The organism is Thermoflexibacter ruber (genome assembly GCF_900113045.1).
Classification (GTDB): Bacteria; Bacteroidota; Bacteroidia; order Cytophagales; family Thermoflexibacteraceae; genus Thermoflexibacter; species Thermoflexibacter ruber.
In genome coordinates, this window is the sequence record NZ_FONY01000030.1 from 25,787 (window position 1) to 46,689 (window position 20,903).

At 38.0% G+C, this 20,903-nt stretch carries 13 protein-coding genes; 8 read left to right on the forward strand and 5 right to left on the reverse strand.

Annotated features, from left to right (window positions below; genetic code table 11):
- The 4 genes from BM141_RS15775 to purH all read left to right on the forward strand — a co-directional run bounded on the left by BM141_RS15775 (window position 1) and on the right by purH (window position 10,103).
- Window positions 1-936, forward strand: a complete 936-nt coding sequence (locus BM141_RS15775; protein ID WP_091548388.1) for a ribose-phosphate diphosphokinase — start codon at window positions 1-3, stop codon at window positions 934-936.
- A gap of 102 nt (window positions 937-1,038) precedes the next feature.
- Complete coding sequence (locus BM141_RS15780) at window positions 1,039-1,683, forward strand: hypothetical protein (protein ID WP_091548390.1); 645 nt, start codon at window positions 1,039-1,041, stop codon at window positions 1,681-1,683.
- Window positions 1,684-1,792: 109 nt separating this feature from the next.
- Window positions 1,793-8,485: a S8 family serine peptidase gene (locus BM141_RS15785; protein WP_091548392.1), complete on the forward strand. Its 6,693-nt coding sequence runs from the start codon at window positions 1,793-1,795 to the stop codon at window positions 8,483-8,485.
- A 94-nt stretch (window positions 8,486-8,579) separates the two neighbouring features.
- Window positions 8,580-10,103, forward strand: coding sequence for a bifunctional phosphoribosylaminoimidazolecarboxamide formyltransferase/IMP cyclohydrolase (gene purH, locus BM141_RS15790; protein WP_091548394.1), 1,524 nt, complete (start codon window positions 8,580-8,582; stop codon window positions 10,101-10,103).
- Between the two features lie 9 nt (window positions 10,104-10,112).
- Here the strand turns inward: purH and BM141_RS15795 are convergent, their stop codons facing one another.
- From BM141_RS15795 to BM141_RS15815, 5 genes are read right to left on the reverse strand one after another with little or no spacing between them, the layout of a single operon-like run.
- The gene (locus BM141_RS15795; protein WP_091548396.1) at window positions 10,113-10,688 is read right to left on the reverse strand and encodes a ribonuclease HII; all 576 of its coding nucleotides are present in this window, start codon (window positions 10,686-10,688) and stop codon (window positions 10,113-10,115) included.
- Entirely contained in the window at window positions 10,688-11,185 is a 498-nt protein-coding gene (locus BM141_RS15800; RefSeq protein ID WP_091548398.1) for an acyl-CoA carboxylase biotin carboxyl carrier protein subunit, read from the reverse strand. Before BM141_RS15800 ends, BM141_RS15795 begins: the two co-directional genes overlap by 1 nt.
- Before the next feature lie 31 nt (window positions 11,186-11,216).
- Window positions 11,217-12,218 carry a quinone oxidoreductase family protein gene (locus BM141_RS15805; protein ID WP_317039472.1) on the reverse strand — a complete coding sequence of 334 codons (1,002 nt, stop codon included), beginning with the start codon at window positions 12,216-12,218 and terminating at the stop codon, window positions 11,217-11,219.
- Window positions 12,219-12,271: 53 nt separating this feature from the next.
- Window positions 12,272-13,081 (reverse strand): alpha/beta hydrolase, encoded by an 810-nt coding sequence (locus BM141_RS15810; RefSeq protein ID WP_091548400.1) that lies wholly within the window; start codon window positions 13,079-13,081, stop codon window positions 12,272-12,274.
- 2 nt (window positions 13,082-13,083) lie between these two features.
- Entirely contained in the window at window positions 13,084-14,913 is a 1,830-nt protein-coding gene (locus BM141_RS15815) for an alpha-amylase family glycosyl hydrolase (RefSeq protein WP_245764077.1), read from the reverse strand.
- Between the two features lie 270 nt (window positions 14,914-15,183).
- On the opposite strand from BM141_RS15815, the gene BM141_RS15820 reads away from it, so the two are divergent.
- The 4 genes from BM141_RS15820 (at window position 15,184) to BM141_RS15835 (ending at window position 20,854) form a co-directional block, all read left to right on the forward strand.
- Complete coding sequence (locus BM141_RS15820; RefSeq protein ID WP_091548403.1) at window positions 15,184-16,062, forward strand: DUF533 domain-containing protein; 879 nt, start codon at window positions 15,184-15,186, stop codon at window positions 16,060-16,062.
- 104 nt (window positions 16,063-16,166) lie between these two features.
- Window positions 16,167-16,958: an acetoacetyl-CoA reductase gene (gene phbB, locus BM141_RS15825; protein WP_245764079.1), complete on the forward strand. Its 792-nt coding sequence runs from the start codon at window positions 16,167-16,169 to the stop codon at window positions 16,956-16,958.
- Between the two features lie 51 nt (window positions 16,959-17,009).
- Window positions 17,010-17,354, forward strand: a complete 345-nt coding sequence (locus BM141_RS15830) for a DUF1987 domain-containing protein (protein ID WP_245764080.1) — start codon at window positions 17,010-17,012, stop codon at window positions 17,352-17,354.
- Between the two features lie 89 nt (window positions 17,355-17,443).
- On the forward strand, window positions 17,444-20,854 hold the full coding sequence (locus BM141_RS15835) for a UvrD-helicase domain-containing protein (RefSeq protein WP_091548405.1): 3,411 nt from the start codon (window positions 17,444-17,446) through the stop codon (window positions 20,852-20,854).
- Window positions 20,855-20,903 lie beyond the last annotated feature (49 nt).

The following is a 20,903-nucleotide window of genomic DNA, read 5'->3' on the forward strand; positions in this document are numbered from 1 at the left end:
ATGCAAGTAAATGACAAGACCATCATTTTTTCCACACAAAATTACAGCTACTTAAAAGAGGAAATTTTGCAAAGTAGTCATTTTGAGGAAGGTAATATAGAAATACAAACTTTCCCCGATGGAGAGCATTATTACAGAATTTTGTCTGAGGTAGAATACAAGGAGGTTGCCTTGATTGGAGGCACTATCTCAGACAAGGATACCTTAGAATTGTATGATATAGCTTGTGGATTGGTAGAAGGGGGAGCAAGGAAACTAAACATCATCATTCCTTTTTATGGTTATTCCACTATGGAGCGAGCAGTCAAAAAAGGAGAAATAGTTACCGCCAAAACGCGCGCTCGCCTGCTTTCTGCTATTCCACAAGCCTATTTTGGGAATAGAGTTATCTTCATTGATTTACACTCAGAGGGCATACCTCACTACTTGGAAGGGGGTATTAGAGCGATTCATCTCTATGCCAAACCCATCATTTCTACGATAGCCACTCATTTGGCAGGGAAAAATTTTGTGCTTGCCTCTACAGATGCAGGTAGGGCAAAGTGGGTAGAATCTTTGGCAAATGACATAGGCGTAGAGGCGGCTTTCGTGTATAAAAGGCGTATGAGCGGTAGCAATACCAGAGTTACAGGCGTAAATGCAGATGTGAAAGGAAAAACTGTAATCATTTATGACGACATGATTCGTACAGGAGGTTCGCTTTTGCAAGCAGCAAAGGCTTACAAAGAAGCAGGCGCAGCACAAATTTATGTACTTGCTACTCATGGCATATTCCCAAATGAAGCAGTTAAAAAGCTACAAATGAGTAATTTGATTGAAAAGATAGTAGTAACTAATACACACCCTCAGGCGTTAGCACTCCAAAGTGATTTTTTGCAAGTAGCTTCCGTAGCTGGACTTATTTCAGAAAATTTGATAACGATTCGTAGTTTTTGAGATTTTTTGAATGGTGTGCATAGTATTTGTTATTATATAAGATAATATTATTCATTTACTTTCCTAAATTTGCAAGATACATAAGTATTATTGATTTATGGAATGAAAAGAAGAGTTTTGATAGGAATATTTTGCCTGATATGGAGCCTTGTCAAGGCTCAGGACGAACCTAAGTTTAGAATAACTCACTTCTCTACTTATACTCATGCCTCTTGTGGAGCGGCAAGTGGGGTAACTTTTGAAAAAGGTTATTTGAGAGTTCCTAAATCTAATGCTTGGGTAGAAGTGATGTTGTTTTTACAGCGTAAAGACGGCTCTTTTCAAAAGCATCATTTTGAACATCAAGGAACAGCAGTGATACAGCTAAATCTATCAGACTGCAGATATACAGGCAATTATTATGCTTATGTGTGCTATGCCGACGATGAGAACTGCAAATTTCCTACTGAGCAGCAAGTCATAGAGAAACATCATCAAACCGTTCACAACAAACCTCCAGAGTTTAAAATTACACGTACCATTCCTAATCCAAAATGTAGAGAAGAAGGTATAATTTTTGAAACAGGCTGGGTGTATTCCCCTACGGGAGGCAAAGTTGATATTACTCTTTTTTTAGAAAAAAAAGATGGTAGCTGGCGCAAGCAGCACTTTACTCACCAAGGTACAGGTGCTATCAGGTTAGATATTGATGACTGTAACCTTACAGGAAAGTACAAAACAATCGTAAGTTATAATAATACTAACTAACAGATATAAAACGAGATAAGATAAAATTTTTCATATCTTTTGCAACTTAATTTCAACTTCTTTACGTACATAACCAATAAATCCCCTTACCCTTAATAAAAGAAAGTATATGCAAAATAGATATTTATCGTTTTTCATATTAGTAGCTTTTGAAGTAAGCATTCTTTTATTATTACATTCATTTGATTCAAAAGCACAGATAATTGATAACCAGCATAATCAAAAAATAAATCCCAACTTATCCATGCGCTTAGGAGCAGAGGATTTCTTGGATAGTTTTTTCAACCATAAAGAAAAGTTAAGCGATGCTTTATACAATTCTTATTATTACTTACTTGTAGAATTTGCCCAAACCCCTACTCAGCAGAGCGTCGCATCTTTGCAGAAACAAGGCATAGCCCTTCTCCAATTTATTAAAAAAAATACCTATTTAGCCAAAATTCCCTTCTTCATCAATACAGCAAGTCTAAAAAATATAGGTATCAAGACTATCCAAAAATTTGAGATAAAAGATAAAATAGAAAAGACTTTATTGAGTGAAACACGTCCACAACCTATTGAAGTTAGCTTTCTTGTAAGCACTCAAATCCCCCAAGAAGTAATTAGACAAGCATTTTCCGAAATAGGCATTAGTGATTTTATTTATCAGGAACAACTAAATACAGTCATTGCAAGGCTTGCTCCTGCTCAGATACTAAAAATAGCCAATAAGCCCTACATACTTTGGGCAGAGAAAAACCCAGAACAACTCATGACGCTTGGAAATATAATCAGAGAGCATTATAGAGTCGACCCTTTGGAAAATGTCTATGGACTGACGGGAAAGAATGTGAACATTGGCGTTTGGGACGGTGGGTTTGCAGGACCGCACATAGATTTTATCGATAGAGTTACCCAAGTTCAACCAACTAACTTAGGCAATGTATTAGGTTCTCACGCTACTCACGTAGTAGGGAACATGGCAGGAGCAGGTACCAGAGACCCTGCTATGCGTGGAGTAGCTACCGAAGCAAGTATTTTTGTGTATGATATTACTAATCCTCCTCCTTTTGAGAATTATATTCCCTTCGAGATGCTAAGGGCAATAGATGACTACCAAATAGTCATTACACAAAACTCTTATGGAAGTTCACCTAACTGCAATACGGGTATGCCTTATACCGTAACGAGCCGTAGTATTGACCAACTTGCTTATGTTTATCCTTATTTGACGCATCATTTTGCCGCAGGCAACTCTCGCCTCAATTGTGCAGGCACTTTTCCGCCCAATGGAGGTTATCGCTCTACGGTACAATCCTCAAAAAATTCTATTCACGTAGGAGCATTGGAGAGAGATAATGTAAACATATTATCCTTTTTTGCTTTTTCTATTGCCTCAAGCTGGGGACCAAACCAAGATGGTAGCCTTTCTCCTCATGTAGTTTCTTTAGGCAGAGCCGTTGATGCTCCACACCCTCACTCTTCCTATGAAGGCACAGACTCATGGACAGGGACATCACATTCCTGCCCTACAGTTTCAGGAGTGTCTGCCTTACTTTTTCAGCGTTACAAAGAACTTAATGCCAATACCAATCCGCGAGCTTCCTTAATCAAAGCCTTGGTATGCAACGGTGCTACGGATTTGGGAAATCCTTATCCTGATTATCAGTTTGGTTTTGGTCGGCTCAATGCCTTAAAGTCTTTAAAAATATTGAACGAAGGAAATTACCTTGTTGATAATGTATCTCATGGTAATACCAAAACCTACTCTGCTCAAATCAACGTTCCTGCCAATACCAAAAGACTAAAAGTAATGCTTTGCTGGACAGACCCACCTGCCATGCCAGCTACTATACCTGCCTTGATTAATAATCTGGACTTACAAATACAACACGACCCAAGTACTACGACTTATTTGCCTTGGGTCTTAAATCCTTCTGCTCCTGCTTCTGTGGCTGTCAGAGGAATAGATAACCTGAACAATATCGAACAAGTAACGATAGAAGACCCTGACGCAGGAACTTACACTATTCAAGTAAGCGGCACAAATATCAACTTCCCTGCGGGAGGTAGCCAAGAGTTTGCTTTGGCGTGGCTGGTAGAGCCTGAGTATATAGAAGTTACTTATCCTGCGGGTGGCGAAAAGTTGAAGCCAAGTGTGAATGAGGTAATTCAATGGGACGCAGAAGGTATAGCAGGTGGAGATTACACCATTGAGTTTTACGACGGTAGTAGTTGGAATACCATTGCCAATGTAACTATTCCAGACAATAGACTTCTACGCTACACTTGGCTCACGCCTAATATTATCACCGACCAAGCAAAAATTAGAATTAGCGGAACAAAAATGTCAGGTGGCACCACTTCCGATGAATCTGACTTGGCTTTTACTATTATGGGCGTACCAAGAGGAATTTCTACTACGATGATTACTGCCACTCCGCAAAATAATCAGATACAGTTAGACTGGCTTCCTGTGAGTGGGGCTGATTTCTACGATATTTATAAAATCAGACAGTTTGATAATTTCTCTGGAGAAGGGAAATGGCAGTTGGTAGGCACGGTAGCCGCACCTACGACTACTTTTACTTCTACGGGTTTAGTAAATGGAGGTTGGTATTTCCACACGGTAAGAGCAAGAACCAATACCGGTGTAGTTAGTGAAAGAGGCTATGCCACAGCACGCATTATTCCCTCTGGAGTAGGTGCAGGTACAGACCTTAGGCTGATGAGTATTCTCGCCCCAACTAATAATATCTGTCAAACCAATAATACAGTAACCGTTAGAATACGAAATTCGGGGCTTAATCCCATTGTTGCGGGTACTCCCATACCTCTTTCTTTTCAAATCAACACAGAAGTTCCTGTTACAGAAACACTCACCTTAGCGAATGATTTAGGCATCAATGGAGAAATAGATTATACCTTTACTACTTCTGCTAATTTTACTTCTTTTGGAGAAAATACGCTCAGAGCATCAGTCAATCTGCCTTCTGATGAGGTCAAAGATAATGATGTAATGAGTTTAAAAGTCCAAAGAAACACAAATACACTTCCTTTGTCTATCGCAGCAAACCCTTCTGCTACCTACTGCAATACGGTTATACTTTCTGCTCAAAACTTCCCCGTCGATACTTACTATGTTCAAAATATCCCACTTGCTACCGAAAATATGGCAAGTGCTAACTTAGTAGCTTTGGGAGATGATGATTTCAAAAAGTTTCCTATTGGATTTAATTTTAATTTTTATGGGAACACTTACAGCGAGTTTTATATCAACTCCAATGGATTTATTGGTTTTGATGGCTTTGACCATGATTTTGCCCCAAGTGTAAAAAGGCTAATTCCCAATACTTTAACCCCTAATAATTTTATTGCTTTTGCATGGTCAGACCTCGACCCCTCAGCAGCAGGGACAGTGAAATACCAAGTTTTTGGAACTGCTCCTAATAGAAAATTAGTAGTCGAGTTTTTAAATGTACCTTATTACAGTGCTACTCCCCCAAGTCCAAATAGAGTAAATGCCCAAGTCATCTTGTACGAAACTACCAATGTTGTAGAGATTCACTCTATCAATATTCAAGTAAGTACCTTTGCCTCTATGATTATGGGGTTGGAAAGTAGCGGCGGGAAAAGGGGCGTAGTTATTCCAGGACGAAACGATACCTACTGGTCAGTAACCAACGAAGGATTGCGATTTACTCCATCGAGTACTACTCTGACCTGGTTCCCTAATGGAGAAACTACACCCTTTATTACAACTAATATCTCTGGAAATGTGGGATTTAGAGTTACAGAAAATACATGTATCTATAGTACTTCTATTAATATTTCCAATTCTTGTGATGTTAGCCCCGTAAATTTTACTTCCTTATTTCCATCAGACAATAGTGTTAGCGTACCTTTGAATACCAATTTACAGATACAATTCAATAAACAAGTAAAGGCTGGCGTAGGAAATATTACTATCACGGGAGGAACAAGTCCTGTGGTTATTCCTATTACAGGTGGAGGTACAGGGACAGTAACTTTTAGCGGCAATACGGTAACTATCAATCCCACCGCAGATTTGGAGGGCAACACTAACTATCATATTTTAATAGATGCAGGGGCTATCCTTGACTTTGCTACCCCTGCCAATGCTTTTGCTGGCATTAGCGATGCCACTACTTGGAATTTTAGCACTATTAACCACGCACCTGTATTAGACAATACTGGTGTTTTTACACTTGGTATGATAGACGAAGATGCTACTAACCCTGCGGGTAATACAGTAAGTCAGATAATTGCCTCAGCAGGAGGAGATAGAATTACCGATATAGACGCTAATGCACAAGAAGGCATTGCTGTTATTGATGCTGACCAAACTAATGGCACTTGGCAATATTCGCTGGATAATGGCATCACTTGGACAAACTTTGGCACTCCCTCGTCTGCTATTGCCTTACTGCTTCCCACTGATGCCAGAATCCGATCTGTCCCCAATCCAGATTTTTATGGTACTGCTAACTTTACTTTTAGGGCATGGGACAGGACTACAGGAATAGCAGGAGGTACAGCAGATATTTCCTTACCTACAAGCTATGGTGGAAGCACTGCATTCAGCATCAATACTGCCAATGCCAGCATCAAGGTCAATGCAAGACCTACTATTACCTCTATTGCCAATCAAGTTACTAACGAAGATACACCCACCTCTCCTATCAACTTTACTATCGGCGACCCCGATAATTTGGTAAGTAGTCTGACATTAACCGTTACATCTTCTAATACTTCCTTAGTACCAAATGCGAATATTGCCATAGGAGGTACAGGAGCAACCCGAAACTTAGTGATTACACCAGGATTGAATCAGTTTGGAGGAACGGTTATTAGTATTACCGTTAGCGATGGGCGAATCAGTCAATCTATCAATTTTATTTTAACTGTCAATTCTGTCAATGACTCTCCTATTATCAGTAGTTTTACAAGGAATGTTGCAAATATTTTCTCCATTAATTTCTTTCCAAGTGATTTTATAGGTGTGTATAGTGATATAGAAAATGATGAATTGGCAAAAATCAGAATTGTATCTTTGCCCGCTAACGGTAGTTTGACTTGGGACAACCTGCCTGTAGCAGTAAATCAAGAAATTAATAGAGCTGACATCAACTTATTGAGATATACGCCGAATATAACTTTTGTAGGGAATGACGGCTTTCTCTGGCGAGCTTCTGATGGTACGGACTATTCTACTATGACTGCCCAAGTGATTATCAACGTAAGCTCGGGAAACTCCGCACCTGTGATTAGCAGTTTTTCAAAAGTAACCTCAAAAAATCAAATCCTTAATTTTTCCATTTCAGACTTTACTACTGCCTACACCGATGCAGACAATAACGATTTGGTAAAAATAAAAATTACAGAATTACCTTCTAAAGGAGAATTATTCCTTGATAATATTTTAGTTACGCTCAACCAACAAATCAATCGCTTAGATTTGAGCAAACTCACTTACCGACCTCTTTATGATTATTTTGGAAATGATGCCTTTTCTTGGAACGCTTTTGATGGGTACGTATATGCTACCACACCTGCACAAGTCAATTTGACTATTCTGCTTGGCAATCAAGCCCCTGTGGTATATGATGTAAATAAAAATGTAAATGAAAATACCACTTTAAACTTTGCAATCACAGATTTTACTGATGCTTACGCAGATGCTGACAATAATGAGTTGGCAAAAATTATTATTCTTTCTTTACCAACTAATGGCACTTTACTTTTTGATAATACTCCTGTAACAACCAACCAAGAAATTCCTAAAAATTTCCTTCATCGTCTTGCTTATAGTCCTAATACTGATTTTGTTGGCAATGATGTTTTTGTTTGGAACGCTTCTGATGGCTTGGTATATGCCAATGTCAGTGCCAATGTAAATATCAATATAATTTATGTAAACAAACCACCTTTGATAAGTAATATCATAAAGCAAGGAATAGAGAACCAACAAATTAGCTTTAAACCTGTGGACTTTAATAATGCTTTTGCAGACATAGAAAATGACAACTTAGAAAAGATAAAAATACTTTCTCTGCCTGAAAAAGGCATATTGTACTGGAACAAAACCCCTGTAAATACGCATCAAGAAATTTTAAGGCAAGACCTTGATATTCTATATTATGTTCCTAATAGGGATTATTATGGAAATGATGGCTTTACTTGGAATGGAGCAGACCCTATCCAATATGCTACTATCCCTGCCCAAGTAATTTTCAATATTTTACCCATCATTCCTAATATTCCCACAGGCTTACAAGCACACGCAGGGAGCGAAAAAGTTTGGCTCACTTGGGACGCTAATCCTGAATCTAATATTGCCTATTATGAAATTTATATGTTTTCCACCAACCAGCCTTTGCGATTAGTAGGCACAAGCAATACAAATAGCTTTGTGGTTTACAACTTGAAAAATGCCACAAGCTATGCTTTCAGAATTAGGGCTGTTACGCGCTCAGGCATAGTCAGTGAACTTTCTCCTACCGTACAAGCCAGACCTTCCATCATCTTGGCAGAAAATAATAACTTGATAGAGAATAGTTTGAGTATTTATCCTAACCCAACAAAAAAAGAAATCACCATAGAAATAGCACTCATCAAGCCAGCATTGGTGAAAATTACTTTAGTAGATTTATTGGGGAGAGAAATAGAACAGATAGATATTTTTAAGCTACAAAATTCTATCAGTCAAATCGTTAATTTGGAAAAGTTAGCTCATGGAATGTATTTTGTTCGCATAGAGGCAGGAGAACTCAAAGCAGTTAGGAAAGTCGTCAAAGAATAAGAAATCTATTGGAAAATATACTTTTGGAAAAACTAATTCATGCTTTTTCTATACCTTTGCCGAGTTGAACAATAGTACATAATCAATTTATTTCATGGATAAGAAAATTACTTCTGCACTAATTTCAGTTTTTTATAAAGATAACCTTGCCCCTGTCGTAGAACTATTAGGCAAGCAAGGTGTAAAAATATTTTCCACAGGAGGCACACAGAAGTTCATAGAAGATTTAGGCGTTCAAGTTACTGCCGTAGAGGACTTGACCTCTTATCCCTCTATTTTTGGAGGAAGGGTAAAGACTTTACACCCCAAAGTTTTTGGAGGAATACTCTATCGCCGTGATAATCAAGAGGATATTTCTCAATCTAAGCAATATGAAATTCCTGCTATAGATTTAGTCATTGTGGACTTATACCCTTTTGAGGAAACAGTGGGTAAGGGAGCGAGTGAGGAAGATATTATTGAAAAAATTGATATTGGGGGTATTTCACTGATTAGAGCCGCCGCTAAAAATTTCCAAGATGTGTTGATAGTTTCGTCAAGGGAGCAGTACCCTGCCTTGCTTACGCTCTTGCAAGAAAAAAATGGGATTACTTCACTTGCTTACCGCAAAAAATTTGCCGCCCAAGCCTTTGATATTACTTCACACTATGACACTGCTATTTTTAATTATTTTAACCAATTTGAAAACGAAAATCAGGTATTTAAACAAAGCATTCGCCAAAGCCAAATGCTTCGCTATGGAGAAAACCCTCACCAAAAAGGTGTTTTCTATGGGAATTTGAGCCAAATGTTCGAGCAGTTACACGGGAAAGAACTATCTTACAATAACTTAGTGGACATAGATGCAGCAGTTTCCTTGATAGCCGAGTTTGATGAAACGGCTTTTGCTATCTTGAAACATACTAACGCCTGTGGCATGGCTATCGGCAATACTCCTAAAGAGGCTTACTTGAAAGCTCTTGAAGCAGACCCTATTTCTGCTTTTGGAGGAGTGATAGTTACCAATAAGCCAGTGGATTTGCCCTGTGCAGAGGAACTGAATAAGTTATTTTTTGAAGTCTTGATAGCACCCACATTTTCAGAAGATGCCTTAAACTTGCTTCAAACAAAGAAAAATAGAATTTTACTTTTGCAAAAACGTGTAAAGCTTTCAGATAAACAGTTTAAAACTTTGCTCAATGGAGTAATAGAGCAAGACAAAGATTTGAAAACAGAAACAGAGGCAGACTTGAAAGTAGTTACTCAGCGCGCTCCTACTGCCGTAGAGGTAAAGTCGTTGCTCTTTGCTAATAAAATAGTAAAACATACCAAATCGAATACTATTGTCTTAGCTAATGATAATCAGCTATTTGCAAGTGGAGTTGGGCAGACATCAAGAGTAGATGCACTCAAACAAGCCATAGAAAAAGCAAAACATTTTGGTTTCGATTTGACAAAAGCAGTCATGGCTTCTGATGCTTTTTTTCCTTTCCCAGACTGTGTAGAAATAGCAGATAAAGAAGGAATTAAAGCAGTTATTCAGCCCGGTGGTTCTATCAAAGATGCCGATTCTATCGCTTACTGTGATGCTCATAATATGGCAATGGTCTTTACAGGCGTAAGACATTTTAAGCATTAAACTATTTCCCTATCCCAATCTAAAACTTTTGCGATGTAAGTCTGTGATTCCATGAATCTTGATAGCTTCGTAATGAGTTTTAGTGGGATAGCCTACATTGCTTTCCCAAGCATAAAAAGGGAACTCTTGGGCATATTTTTCCATGATTTTATCTCTTTCTGTTTTAGCAATGATAGAGGCAGCGGCAATAGAAAGAAATTTTCCGTCGCCTTTGATTATACATTCGTGCAAAATAAAAGGATAGGGTTTAAAATACTTTCCATCTATAAGCAAAAGTTCAGGTGCAGGAAATAATCGCTCTACGGCGCGGTGCATTGCCAAGATAGAGGCTTGCAAAATATTGATTTGGTCTATTTCCTGCGGCGAAGCCAATCCAATGCCTATGCTCATCGCTTGTTTTTCAATTTCTAAGCGTAACTCTTCTCTTTGTTTCTTGTTGAGTTTTTTTGAGTCCGTAAGCCACTCGTGTTGATAGTCTTTGGGTAGAATTACTGCGGCGGCTACTACGGGTCCTGCCAAACACCCTCTCCCAGCCTCATCTACGCCAGCCTCGACCAGATTAGGAGTAAAAGAAGAAAGTAGCATCAGTCAAATACGATTAAAACATGATTTTTTTCTACTCTATCTCCCCTGCTCGTTTTGATGCTTTTTACCGTTCCCTCGCCTGTGGATTTAATCATATTTTCCATTTTCATTGCTTCTAAAATAAGCAAGTTATCTCCTTTTTTTACCTTATCTCCTTCTTTTACTAAAATATCCAGAATCAAACCGGGCATAGGAGCTTTGAGGTCATTGAGTTTCTGCTTGCTTGCCTTCCCCATACCTAACTGCTCTAATAAAAGGTCGAATCTGTCTTGTACAGCAATTTGATAGGTATTACCATTGATTTTAACTGTAAAAGACTTTTCCGCATAGTCTGCCTTGACTATTTCCGCATTATAGGAACGGTTTTGATAAAGAATATGAAAATGATTACTTCCCAAAGGTTGTATATCTCCGTCAAAAACTTCTTGGTTGATGGTCAATGTGTCTTTATGATTTTCTACTTCAAAAGAGGCATTATTTATATTGATTTTCAACATGATGTATTTATTGTTTAGAAAACTATCTATTTTATATCTTCACTACTATCTTTCCAAACTGCTTGCTTGACCTCATTTCATCAAAAGCAGAAATAATCTCATCAAAAGGTCTGATGCTATCTATCAAAGGGACTATTTTATTGGTATTTACAAAAGAGAGCATCTCAGCAAATTCTTGGTCGTTGCCCATAGTCGTTCCTTGAATTTTGATTTGATAGTAAAAAATGCGATATAAGTCTAAGGTAGTAGGGAGTCCTTGTGTAGCCCCATAAGATACGATTCTGCCTGCGGGTTTCATCATGCGAATAAAATCGCTAAATCCTTTTCCCCCACCACTATCTATGACCAAATCAAAGCCTTTGGATTTCTCTAAAAGTTCCTTGTTCCAATTACTTTCCTTGTAATTGGCACCGTCAACTGCTCCAGCTTGCAGGGCTTTGTCTATTTTTTCTTGGCTTCCAGAAGTGATATATATATTTGCTTTGGCGGCTAAGGCAAACTGTAAAGCCAAAGTAGCTACCCCGCCTCCAATTCCTGAAATCAGCATATTTTCTCCCTCTTTGAACTCTCCATGATTGAAAATAGCGCGATAAGCTGTCAGCCCTCCCAAAGGTAATGCAGAGGCTTGCTCATCGGTAAGATGCTCAGGTTTAAGGTGAAGACGATGATTTTTTACTACAATATACTCAGCAAAAGTCCCGTGCGTAGGCATTCCCAGAATCTGATAATGACGAGCTTGAAACTTAGGATTATCGCCCCAATCAATGTTTGGATTGATAATCACCTTTTTGCCTACCCAATGACTATCTATTTCGCTCCCTACTTTTTCTACTATACCACAGCCATCAGAGCCAAGTGTTGTATGAGGTTTAATATTTGGATACTTGTCTTCTCGTATCCATTGGTCGCGTCGGTTCAAGGCGGCGGCAGTAAGTTTTACCAACACTTCTCCCTCCTCGGGCTTAGGGATAGGCACCTCTACAAGTTTAATTTTCTCTTTGGGATTATCGGTTATTTGTAGTGCTTTCATCATATAGTTTTGAGTTTTGAATGTCTATCAAGACCAAATTTATAGAATTTTTGGCTTCATTTGCCTAATATTTTGCCTAACTTTTCTTCATAAATGTAAAAAGTATTCAAATCGTTGTGGTCGCCGCCTTCTATGGTAATGAACTCATCACGGGCTTTGAGCAACGGTTTTAATTTGAAACCTGAGCTATATGGCACGGTGCGGTCATAAGTCCCATGAAAAATCGTAATTGGACAGCGTACCTCTGTAATCCATTCATTACTTGGGAGTTTATATTTTAAAAGCAGATGATAAGGAAAGTAAGGGAAGTGATAGCCCGCTACATCGCTTAGGTTAAAATAAGGTGTTTCTAAAATCAAGTAGTTGGGTGCATTCATTGCCGACAGGTAAGTTGCCATGCCTGTACCCAATGACCTCCCATAAACAATGATTTGATTTTCAGAGAAATGCTTTTTAGTAAAATCATAAACTGCTTGTGCATCATTCAGTAAGTTTTCCTCATTTAGTTGTCCTGTACTCTTGCCGTAAGTGCGGTAGTCCCAAAGAATGATGTCATAACCAAATCGCATGAGGTCATCTACGATGCTTGCCCAGCGTTGAATATTTCCTGCGTTACCATGACAATACAAAATAACTCCCTTCGGATTAGCTATTTTGAACCAGACCAGATTAATTTTCCCTCTATTTTCCGTGTTTAAGAAATTTTCCTCATATTCTTTAATCCATTGGCTATCAAATTTATAGCGATAGTTTTCTGAAAGGGAAACAGGTAAAAAAAGGATTTTTTCTTGTAAAAAATATAATATTGCACAAGCGACCAAATACAAACTTGTCAAAATTTTTAATATGAGGAAGGCGATTTTCATGCTTATTTTTCTATGCTGTAAATATAACTTCCCAAAGGAGAAAGTTTTAGCTGTATGGCTTCGTTAGTTTTAAATGAAAGTGTTTTTCCATTTAAAAATAGTTCTTTCAGTTTGTATTCTTCTCCTTCTGAAAGCCCCATGAGTGCTAAGGCATTACTTGGAATTTTTAGGCGAATGTCTTTGGGTTGAGCATCTGCATCAAAATTTACGACTACCAATAGTTTTTGATTTTCTGTAAATCTCAAAAACGCATAGATTTTGTGAATGTTATAATTATTCGTATTAGCAGACTGCAAGTCATACAAGCTCCCTAATCTAATTGCTTCATTTTGAGTACAAAAATTCAATAAGGTTGTATAAAAATGTAGAATTTCTTTTTCTGGTTCTTCCAATGCTCCTCCATCAAACTTGCCTCCATTCATCAACTTTTGATGGGCGGGCACGCTCCAATAATCAAAAATAGTAGTCCTTCCGTCTTCTCCACCAAAACCTTCTACACCGCCCCCTTTTTCGCCTACTTCCTGACCGAAATATATCATGACAGGACCTGAGTTGAGCAAGGCACTTACTACCATAGCGGGAAAAGCTTTTCGTGGGTCGCCTGCAAAATCTTGACTTGCTATGCGTTGCTCATCATGATTTTCCAAAAAACGTAACATTTGGTTATTATAACCTTCGGTTTGTTTCCAATTTTTTGTAATGTCGGAAGCACTTGCCCTATTTTGAATAACAGTTTTTAGTGTGTCGTACAAGCCTACTTTGTCATACAAGTAGTCAAATTTCCCGATGTCGAGGTAGTTTTTGTACTCGTTAGGATTGTAAATCTCCGCAATAAAAATAATGTTAGGATTGACTTGTTTGATTTGAGGGATTACCCAATTCCAGAACTCTACAGGCACCATTTCTGCCATATCACAGCGAAAGCCATCTACTTTTTTTTCTGTCCAATATAGCAGTATTTCCTTCATTTTTACCCATGTATTAGGAATACGCTCAGGGCTAAAATATTTTTTCCTGCCGTTTTGAATGTCTATCCCGTAGTTGAGTTTAATGGTTTCAAACCAATCGTTAATGCTGGGTGCGTGAGAAAAAACATCATTTCCAGTAGCTTTGGCTGGGGCTTCCTCATATACTCCATTTTTCGTTTTTACTTTCAGGAAATCAGGAAGTTGATATTCCTTAGGTACAATGAATTTAGAATTGGGGAGATAGTAAAAGTTATTATCTATATCAAAGGCTTTTGTTACATCGTCATCTTCGCCTAAGTCCTTGATATGGGCAGGTTTAGCATCGGATTTATAATTGCGAGCTACATGGTTCGGCACAAAATCTATGATGACTTTCATGCCCTCTTGGTGGGTACGCGCTACCAAAGCCTCAAATTCTTTTATGCGATTAGGCACATCTACTGCCAAATCAGGGTTTACATCAAAATAGTCCTTAATAGCATAAGGCGAGCCAGCCATACCTTTGACTACGTCAGCATCATCTAAGGGAATGCCATACTTCGTGTTGTCGTTCATAGTAGCATGCTCGATGATACCTGTAAACCAAATGTGTGTGAATCCCATTTTTTTAATTGCTTTGAGGGCAATTTCATCAAAGTCATTCATCTTTCCTACGCCATTTTCTTCTATTGTTCCGTACCGTTTGTTAGTAGTATTTTTATTGCCAAAAAGTCGTGTAAAAACTTGATAGATAATAATTTTATGGTCGCTGACCTGTTCTTTCAATAGGTTTGGGTCGTTCATGTCTTTTGTCATTTGTTTGTCATCACAAGCTAAAGTAAGTAGAAATACCAAGAGCATCAGGCATATAGTCAAATTTTTCATTTTCAGAGATTTACTTTGTTTTTCACCGAGATAAATAGATAGTCTTGTCCAAAGATAAAAAAATTTTAATGATTTAGGCGTTCATCAATTATACTAAAACATCAATTTTAATTTTATTGTACTCAAAACTAAAAAGTTTGCAAAAGTTTACGAAAAAAAAGATTAGTTTTGTCCAACAACTTTACTTATCTTGTGCTTCAACATTTTTGCTAATGAAGTAAGTCCAACAAATCATAAAACAAATTTTCAACTCATTAACTATTTAAAACTATGCCTGTACGTATTGTAAAAGATAATCCAGACGAAATGGTTGTCAATGACAATTTTAATTTTGATAACCCACAAAACCAAGTAAAAGGTAATCAAGGTGGTGGGGGAATAGACCTTTCTTTCCTTAATGACCTTCTTGGAGGTGGAGGACAAAAAGGAGGAGGTAATATCTTAGATTTGCTTGGCGGCGGTGGACAAGGAAGTAGTGGAGGCGGCGGCATCTTGGACTTGCTTGGAGGAGGACAAACTAACCAAGACGGTGGAGGTCTATTAGGTGGACTTATTAATAGCTTTTTGGGAGGGCAAGGAGGTAATAGACAACAAGTCAATAATAGCAACAATACCAACAGTTTGCTCTCTGTATTGGGTAGTATGGCAGTGAATGCCTGTATTAACTACGCCGTCAATGCCTTTATGAACAAGGGAGGCGGTCGCTCATTTAGCAAGGGGGCACCTCCAAGTAAAGAAGACGTAGATGGCTTGCTTAATGAGAGGTTAAACTCTGCGGAGGTATGCGTCAGTTTGTGGTCGCATACAGTATTTGCAGACCAAGAATTACAAGCCCAAGAAGAACAGGTTTTAGAACAACTTATTAGTGATACTGTAAACCAACTGTTTCCTCCCTCAATAGCCAATCAAACTGAGGTGCGTCAGATACTTGTGGACAGAGTTCACAATCCTTTAGACTACGATGAGGTAGTTGGTCTGGCACGCCAAGATTACAATTTTGCAGGACAACTTTATCAACAAGCCTGTTTGTTGATAGCTGCCGATAAGATGTTAGGAGGAGAGGAAGATAACTACATTCACCATTTAGCTTCTGATTTAGGTTTACAACCAAGCGATGCCCAAGCTATCCGTCAAAAGTTTGGTTTGTAAAACGATTTTAACCTCAAAAAACCCTTATAAGCATGTATTTTGGCTTGTAAGGGTTTTGCTTTTTGAGAATATAAATTTGCAAATTTCAAAAAAATATACTTATCTTGTTTGCAAAAATTAAAAGCGAAAAAATTGTTGAAAGCTCGTTCATGGATAGAGAAAATAAGAAAGTTGCCTTAGTTACAGGTTGTACAGGTGGTTTAGGTACGGCTATTTGCAAAAAACTTTACAAAGATGGCTATATGGTAGTAGGAAACTACCTTACACATTCAAAAGGCGAGGCATGGTCAATAGCAATGCAAGAACAGGGTTTTGAAATTCCTATATACCAATGCGATATAACAGATTATGATAAGGTTGGCGAAATGATAAAACTCATTGAAACTGAAGTTGGAGGCATAGATATTTTGGTAAATAATGCCGCCATTACCAAAGATGGGCAGTTCAGGAAAATGACCTATGAGCGTTGGGACTTAGTATTAAAAACAAACTTATATAGTGTATTTAACTGTACGCGACACGTCATTAATCAAATGGTAGAGCGTCAGTACGGAAGAATTATTAATATATCCTCTGTTAATGCTCAAAGAGGACAGTTTGGGCAAGTAAACTATGCCGCCGCCAAAGCAGGCGTACATGGTTTTACTAAAACTTTGGCTGTAGAAGTAGCTAATAAAGGCATTACCGTCAATACGATTTCTCCCGGCTACATCGCAACAGATATGGTCATGTCTATTGCAGAAGACGTGAGGAGGAAAATTATTGAAAGTATCCCTGTAGGTAGGTTAGGAGGGACAGAAGAAATTGCTTATTTAGTTTCTTTCTTGGCTTCCGAAGAGTCAAGTTTTATTACAGGCGCAAACTATGCCATCAATGGTGGACAACACATGTATTGATATGGAAAATTTGGAAATACAAGGGCAACTTAGTACATTTTTACACCTTCGGTGAATTTCTCTGCAGAAACAGGTATTTGCGAACTCTCAGGAGAGTCTTACTTAGAAGATGCTTTCCAATTCTATGATATACTGATGAATTGGGTAAATCAGTATTTCGAGGAGGGCAATAATGAATTAGAAATGAATATCCGACTTACTTATTTCAATACAAGTTCTTCAAGAGCCATATTAGACCTCCTGCGCCTACTCAAAAACTATCAAGAAAGTAGGGATTACAAAGTCATCGTCAATTGGTACTACCCCAATCCCGACTATGACGAAATGAAAGCAGAAGCTGAGGACTATATAGATGAAACAGGGCTGTCCATGAACCTTATTCCTTATTCCGTGTAAAAGGGTGCTTCGTATAGATACTTTTTCTCATCGTAAAAATCTTAATTACAAAGTAATTTAAAAAAGAAGAATACTTTTAGAAAAAACCTTTGCAAAAAAAATTCAACATATACCGCAGTTCCGCAGGTTCAGGTAAGACCTTCACTCTCACCAAAGAATATCTCAAATTGGTGTTGGCTACGCCTGCCTCTCCTTCATTTAAGGCGGATTATTTCAAACATATCTTGGCGGTTACTTTTACTCACGATGCCGCCAATGAAATGAAAGACCGAATCGTGAATAGCTTATACAGAATAGCTAATCTGTGTGATAACGAAGAAGATAGCTTACTTTTTGCTATCCTTGCCGAACTTCAAGAGGAATATCCTGAAAAGCACTTCACAAGAAAAACCTTGCAGGAAAGAGCAGAAAAAGTTTTTGCTAAACTTTTGCACAACTACTCTGACTTTGCGGTTAGCACGATTGACTCTTTCAATAATCGAATTGTGCAGTCTTTTACCAGGGACATGGGCTTGCCTTATAACTATATGATTGAATTAGAACAAGATGAAGTATTGGAGCAGGCAACAAAATTGCTATTGGAAGAGGCAGGCGAAAAGGGCAATCGGGATTTGACAAATATTTTAGTAGATTTTGCTCTCAGACAAGTAGATGAGGAGAAATCTTGGAATATTGAAAAACTCTTGCAAGAGTTTGGCACAAATGTCTTTCAGGAAGCGAAAAAACCTTTGATTGCTCAGTTGGAAAAACTGACAAAAAAGGACTTCATAGAGATTAAAAATGACCTTTCTGAGTACAAAAATGCGGTAGAAAAAGAAATCAAAGACTTGGCAGCCCAAGGAATGAGGGCAATTCAGAACACAGGTTTTGAGGAGAAAGATTTTTTTCAGGGTTCAAAAGGGCTTTATGGTTTCTTTAAAAAATATAGCCAAGAGATAGATGGCAAGTTTTTTATAGAGTTTGCCAATAGTTATGTAAAAAAAACGATTGAAAGTGATGATGCTTGGGAAAGTGGGGATTTAAAAAAGAAAAAACTGACTATTCCAGAAACCTTGAAAATGAGGTTGAGAGAAATTTTTAGTAAGTTAGATAGGTTAAAAGGCAAATATAAATCTAATTATTTGATAATCATTAATTTGATTCCTTATATTTACTTGCTGGCGACCATTAATGAACTGGACAAAAAGTTGAAAAAGCTGATGAGTGAAAAAAACAAAGTCCACATTAGCGATTTTAACCATAAAATTAATCAAATAGTTGAAAAAGAGCCTATTCCGTATATTTATGAACGTATTGGAGAACGCTTCAAACACATCTTGATAGACGAGTTCCAAGATACTTCTCAAATGCAGTGGCACAATCTCATTCCTCTGATTTCCAACTCTTTGGGTTTTGATTTTCCTAATATGCTGGTAGGAGATGCCAAGCAAGCGATTTACCGATGGCGCAGTGGGAATGCGGATTTGATAGTGAGTCTGCCCTATGTTCCTACTGCTGCCCCTAACTCGCCTGTGGCAGAGAATGCAGAGATTTTTCAGTGGCATTTCAACGCAAAAAACTTGGATAGAAACTTTCGTAGCAAAGCACAAATCATAGAGTTTAACAACGAGCTTTTTGAGCATATTGCTAACCAATACGGGAGAGAGTTTCCTGCACTCAAAGATTACTATGAAGGAGTAAGGCAAAAAGTAGATGAAAAAAAGCAGGGTGGACACGTGCAAGTGAGTTTTTTAAGCAAAGACAAGGACTACGACGAGGCTACTTTTGAGGAATGTTTGTCAATCGTCAAAGATTTGGTAGAAAACAAAGGCTATACATACAGAGATATTGCCATTTTGGTACGAACCAATACCAAAGCAAGCAAGTTAGCCGAGAAATTCTTAGAACAAAAAATTCAAGTAATTTCCTCAGAATCATTACTTTTGACTTACTCGCCCAAAGTCAATTTCATTGTGAGTTTCTTGCGGATAATGACCCAACCTCTCAATCCCTCAGCAAAGGCAGACTTGTTGTATTTTCTCTACGACCACTTCAACAATGAGTTAGGAGCAAATCTTCCTTTTGATGACAACACCCACTTAGCGATTAGCGAAGTTTGCAATAGCTTCAAATTTAAGGACTTTGCCAGCTTTATTAAAACTAATTTTAAAACGCCTATCAATTTTAAAACCCTACAATACCTTTCCATTTACGAAATTGCAGAGGACTTGATTCGCACTTTCCAACTCAATTTTGACAGCAAGCAACAAATTTATTTGCAAAAACTGCTTGATGTCATGCTTGATTATGGGTTGCGAAACTCAAATAACCTGCCTGACTTTTTAGAGTATTGGGAAATGCAGAAAAGCAAAATTTCCATTACCAGCCCTGAAACGGGCAACGCCATTCGTATCATGACTATCCACAAATCTAAGGGTTTGCAATTTCCTGTGGTAATTCTGCCTTATGCCGATTGGGAAACTACGCCCAAGCATGGAGAAAAGTTGTGGCTTTCTTGGGAAAATACGATTGCTCCAAAACTGAAAACAGTCATTCTGCCTGTAAAAAAAGAACTCTTAGAAACTGAGTTTGCTGAGGAGTACCAAAAAGAAATACAAGCTACTTTCATAGATGCGATAAACTTGCTCTATGTTGCCCTCACTCGCCCAGAGGAAAAACTGTATGTGCTTGGCAAAGAGAGTAATAAAAGCAAAGATGGAAAGCCAAGTAGCGTGCAAGAGTTGTTGAATGTGTATGTGGAATCATGCCCCACCCCAGCCCTCCCCGAAGGAGAGGGAGTAGAAACACCCTTTGCAGAAGGGGAGAGGCAAAATGGGCAAGTGTATATCCTCAAAAATGATGATAGTCCCAAGTCTTCTCAAAAAGATAACAAAGTAGCTGATACCTACGAATTATCTTATTTTTTAAGTACAGAGTGTAGGGACAAAATTCGCATGAGACGGGACGATAAAAAGGTAAAAATCCACTTACAGCACGAGGTAAAAGGAGAGTACAATATTGACATTCAAGGGCTTTATGATGCAAGGAAACAAGGTTTGCTGATTCACCATGCTTTTGAAAGGGTGAAATACAAAACTGACATAGGAAGGGCAGTGCAAAAGTTAGTGAATGAAGGCTACATTACAGAAGAAGAAAAAGAAGGAATAGAAGTTAAAATGCACCAAATCATTGCTTTACCCGAAATACAAGCATTTTATGAACCCCAAGAAGGAAGGCGGATTTTTAATGAGAAGGAGTTGGTGGTGAAAGTAGAAAGTAATAGTTTTTTGAGTGATAACACCCAAAAAAAGGAAGAGAAGGTATTGCGACCTGATAGAATAATAGTTGATAATGAACTAATTACTATTATTGATTACAAAACGGGTATAGAAAAAATCCAAGAGCATACGCGCCAAGTCAATGAATACGCCAAAGCACTCTTAGCCATAGATACTTTCAAAGATTTTGAAATTCAGCAGTTTATTGTTTATACTGAGGAGTTGAGAATAGTAAAGGTATGAATAAACTGTTTAAAAGTCGATTTTTTGCATGGCATCAAAATATCGTCTA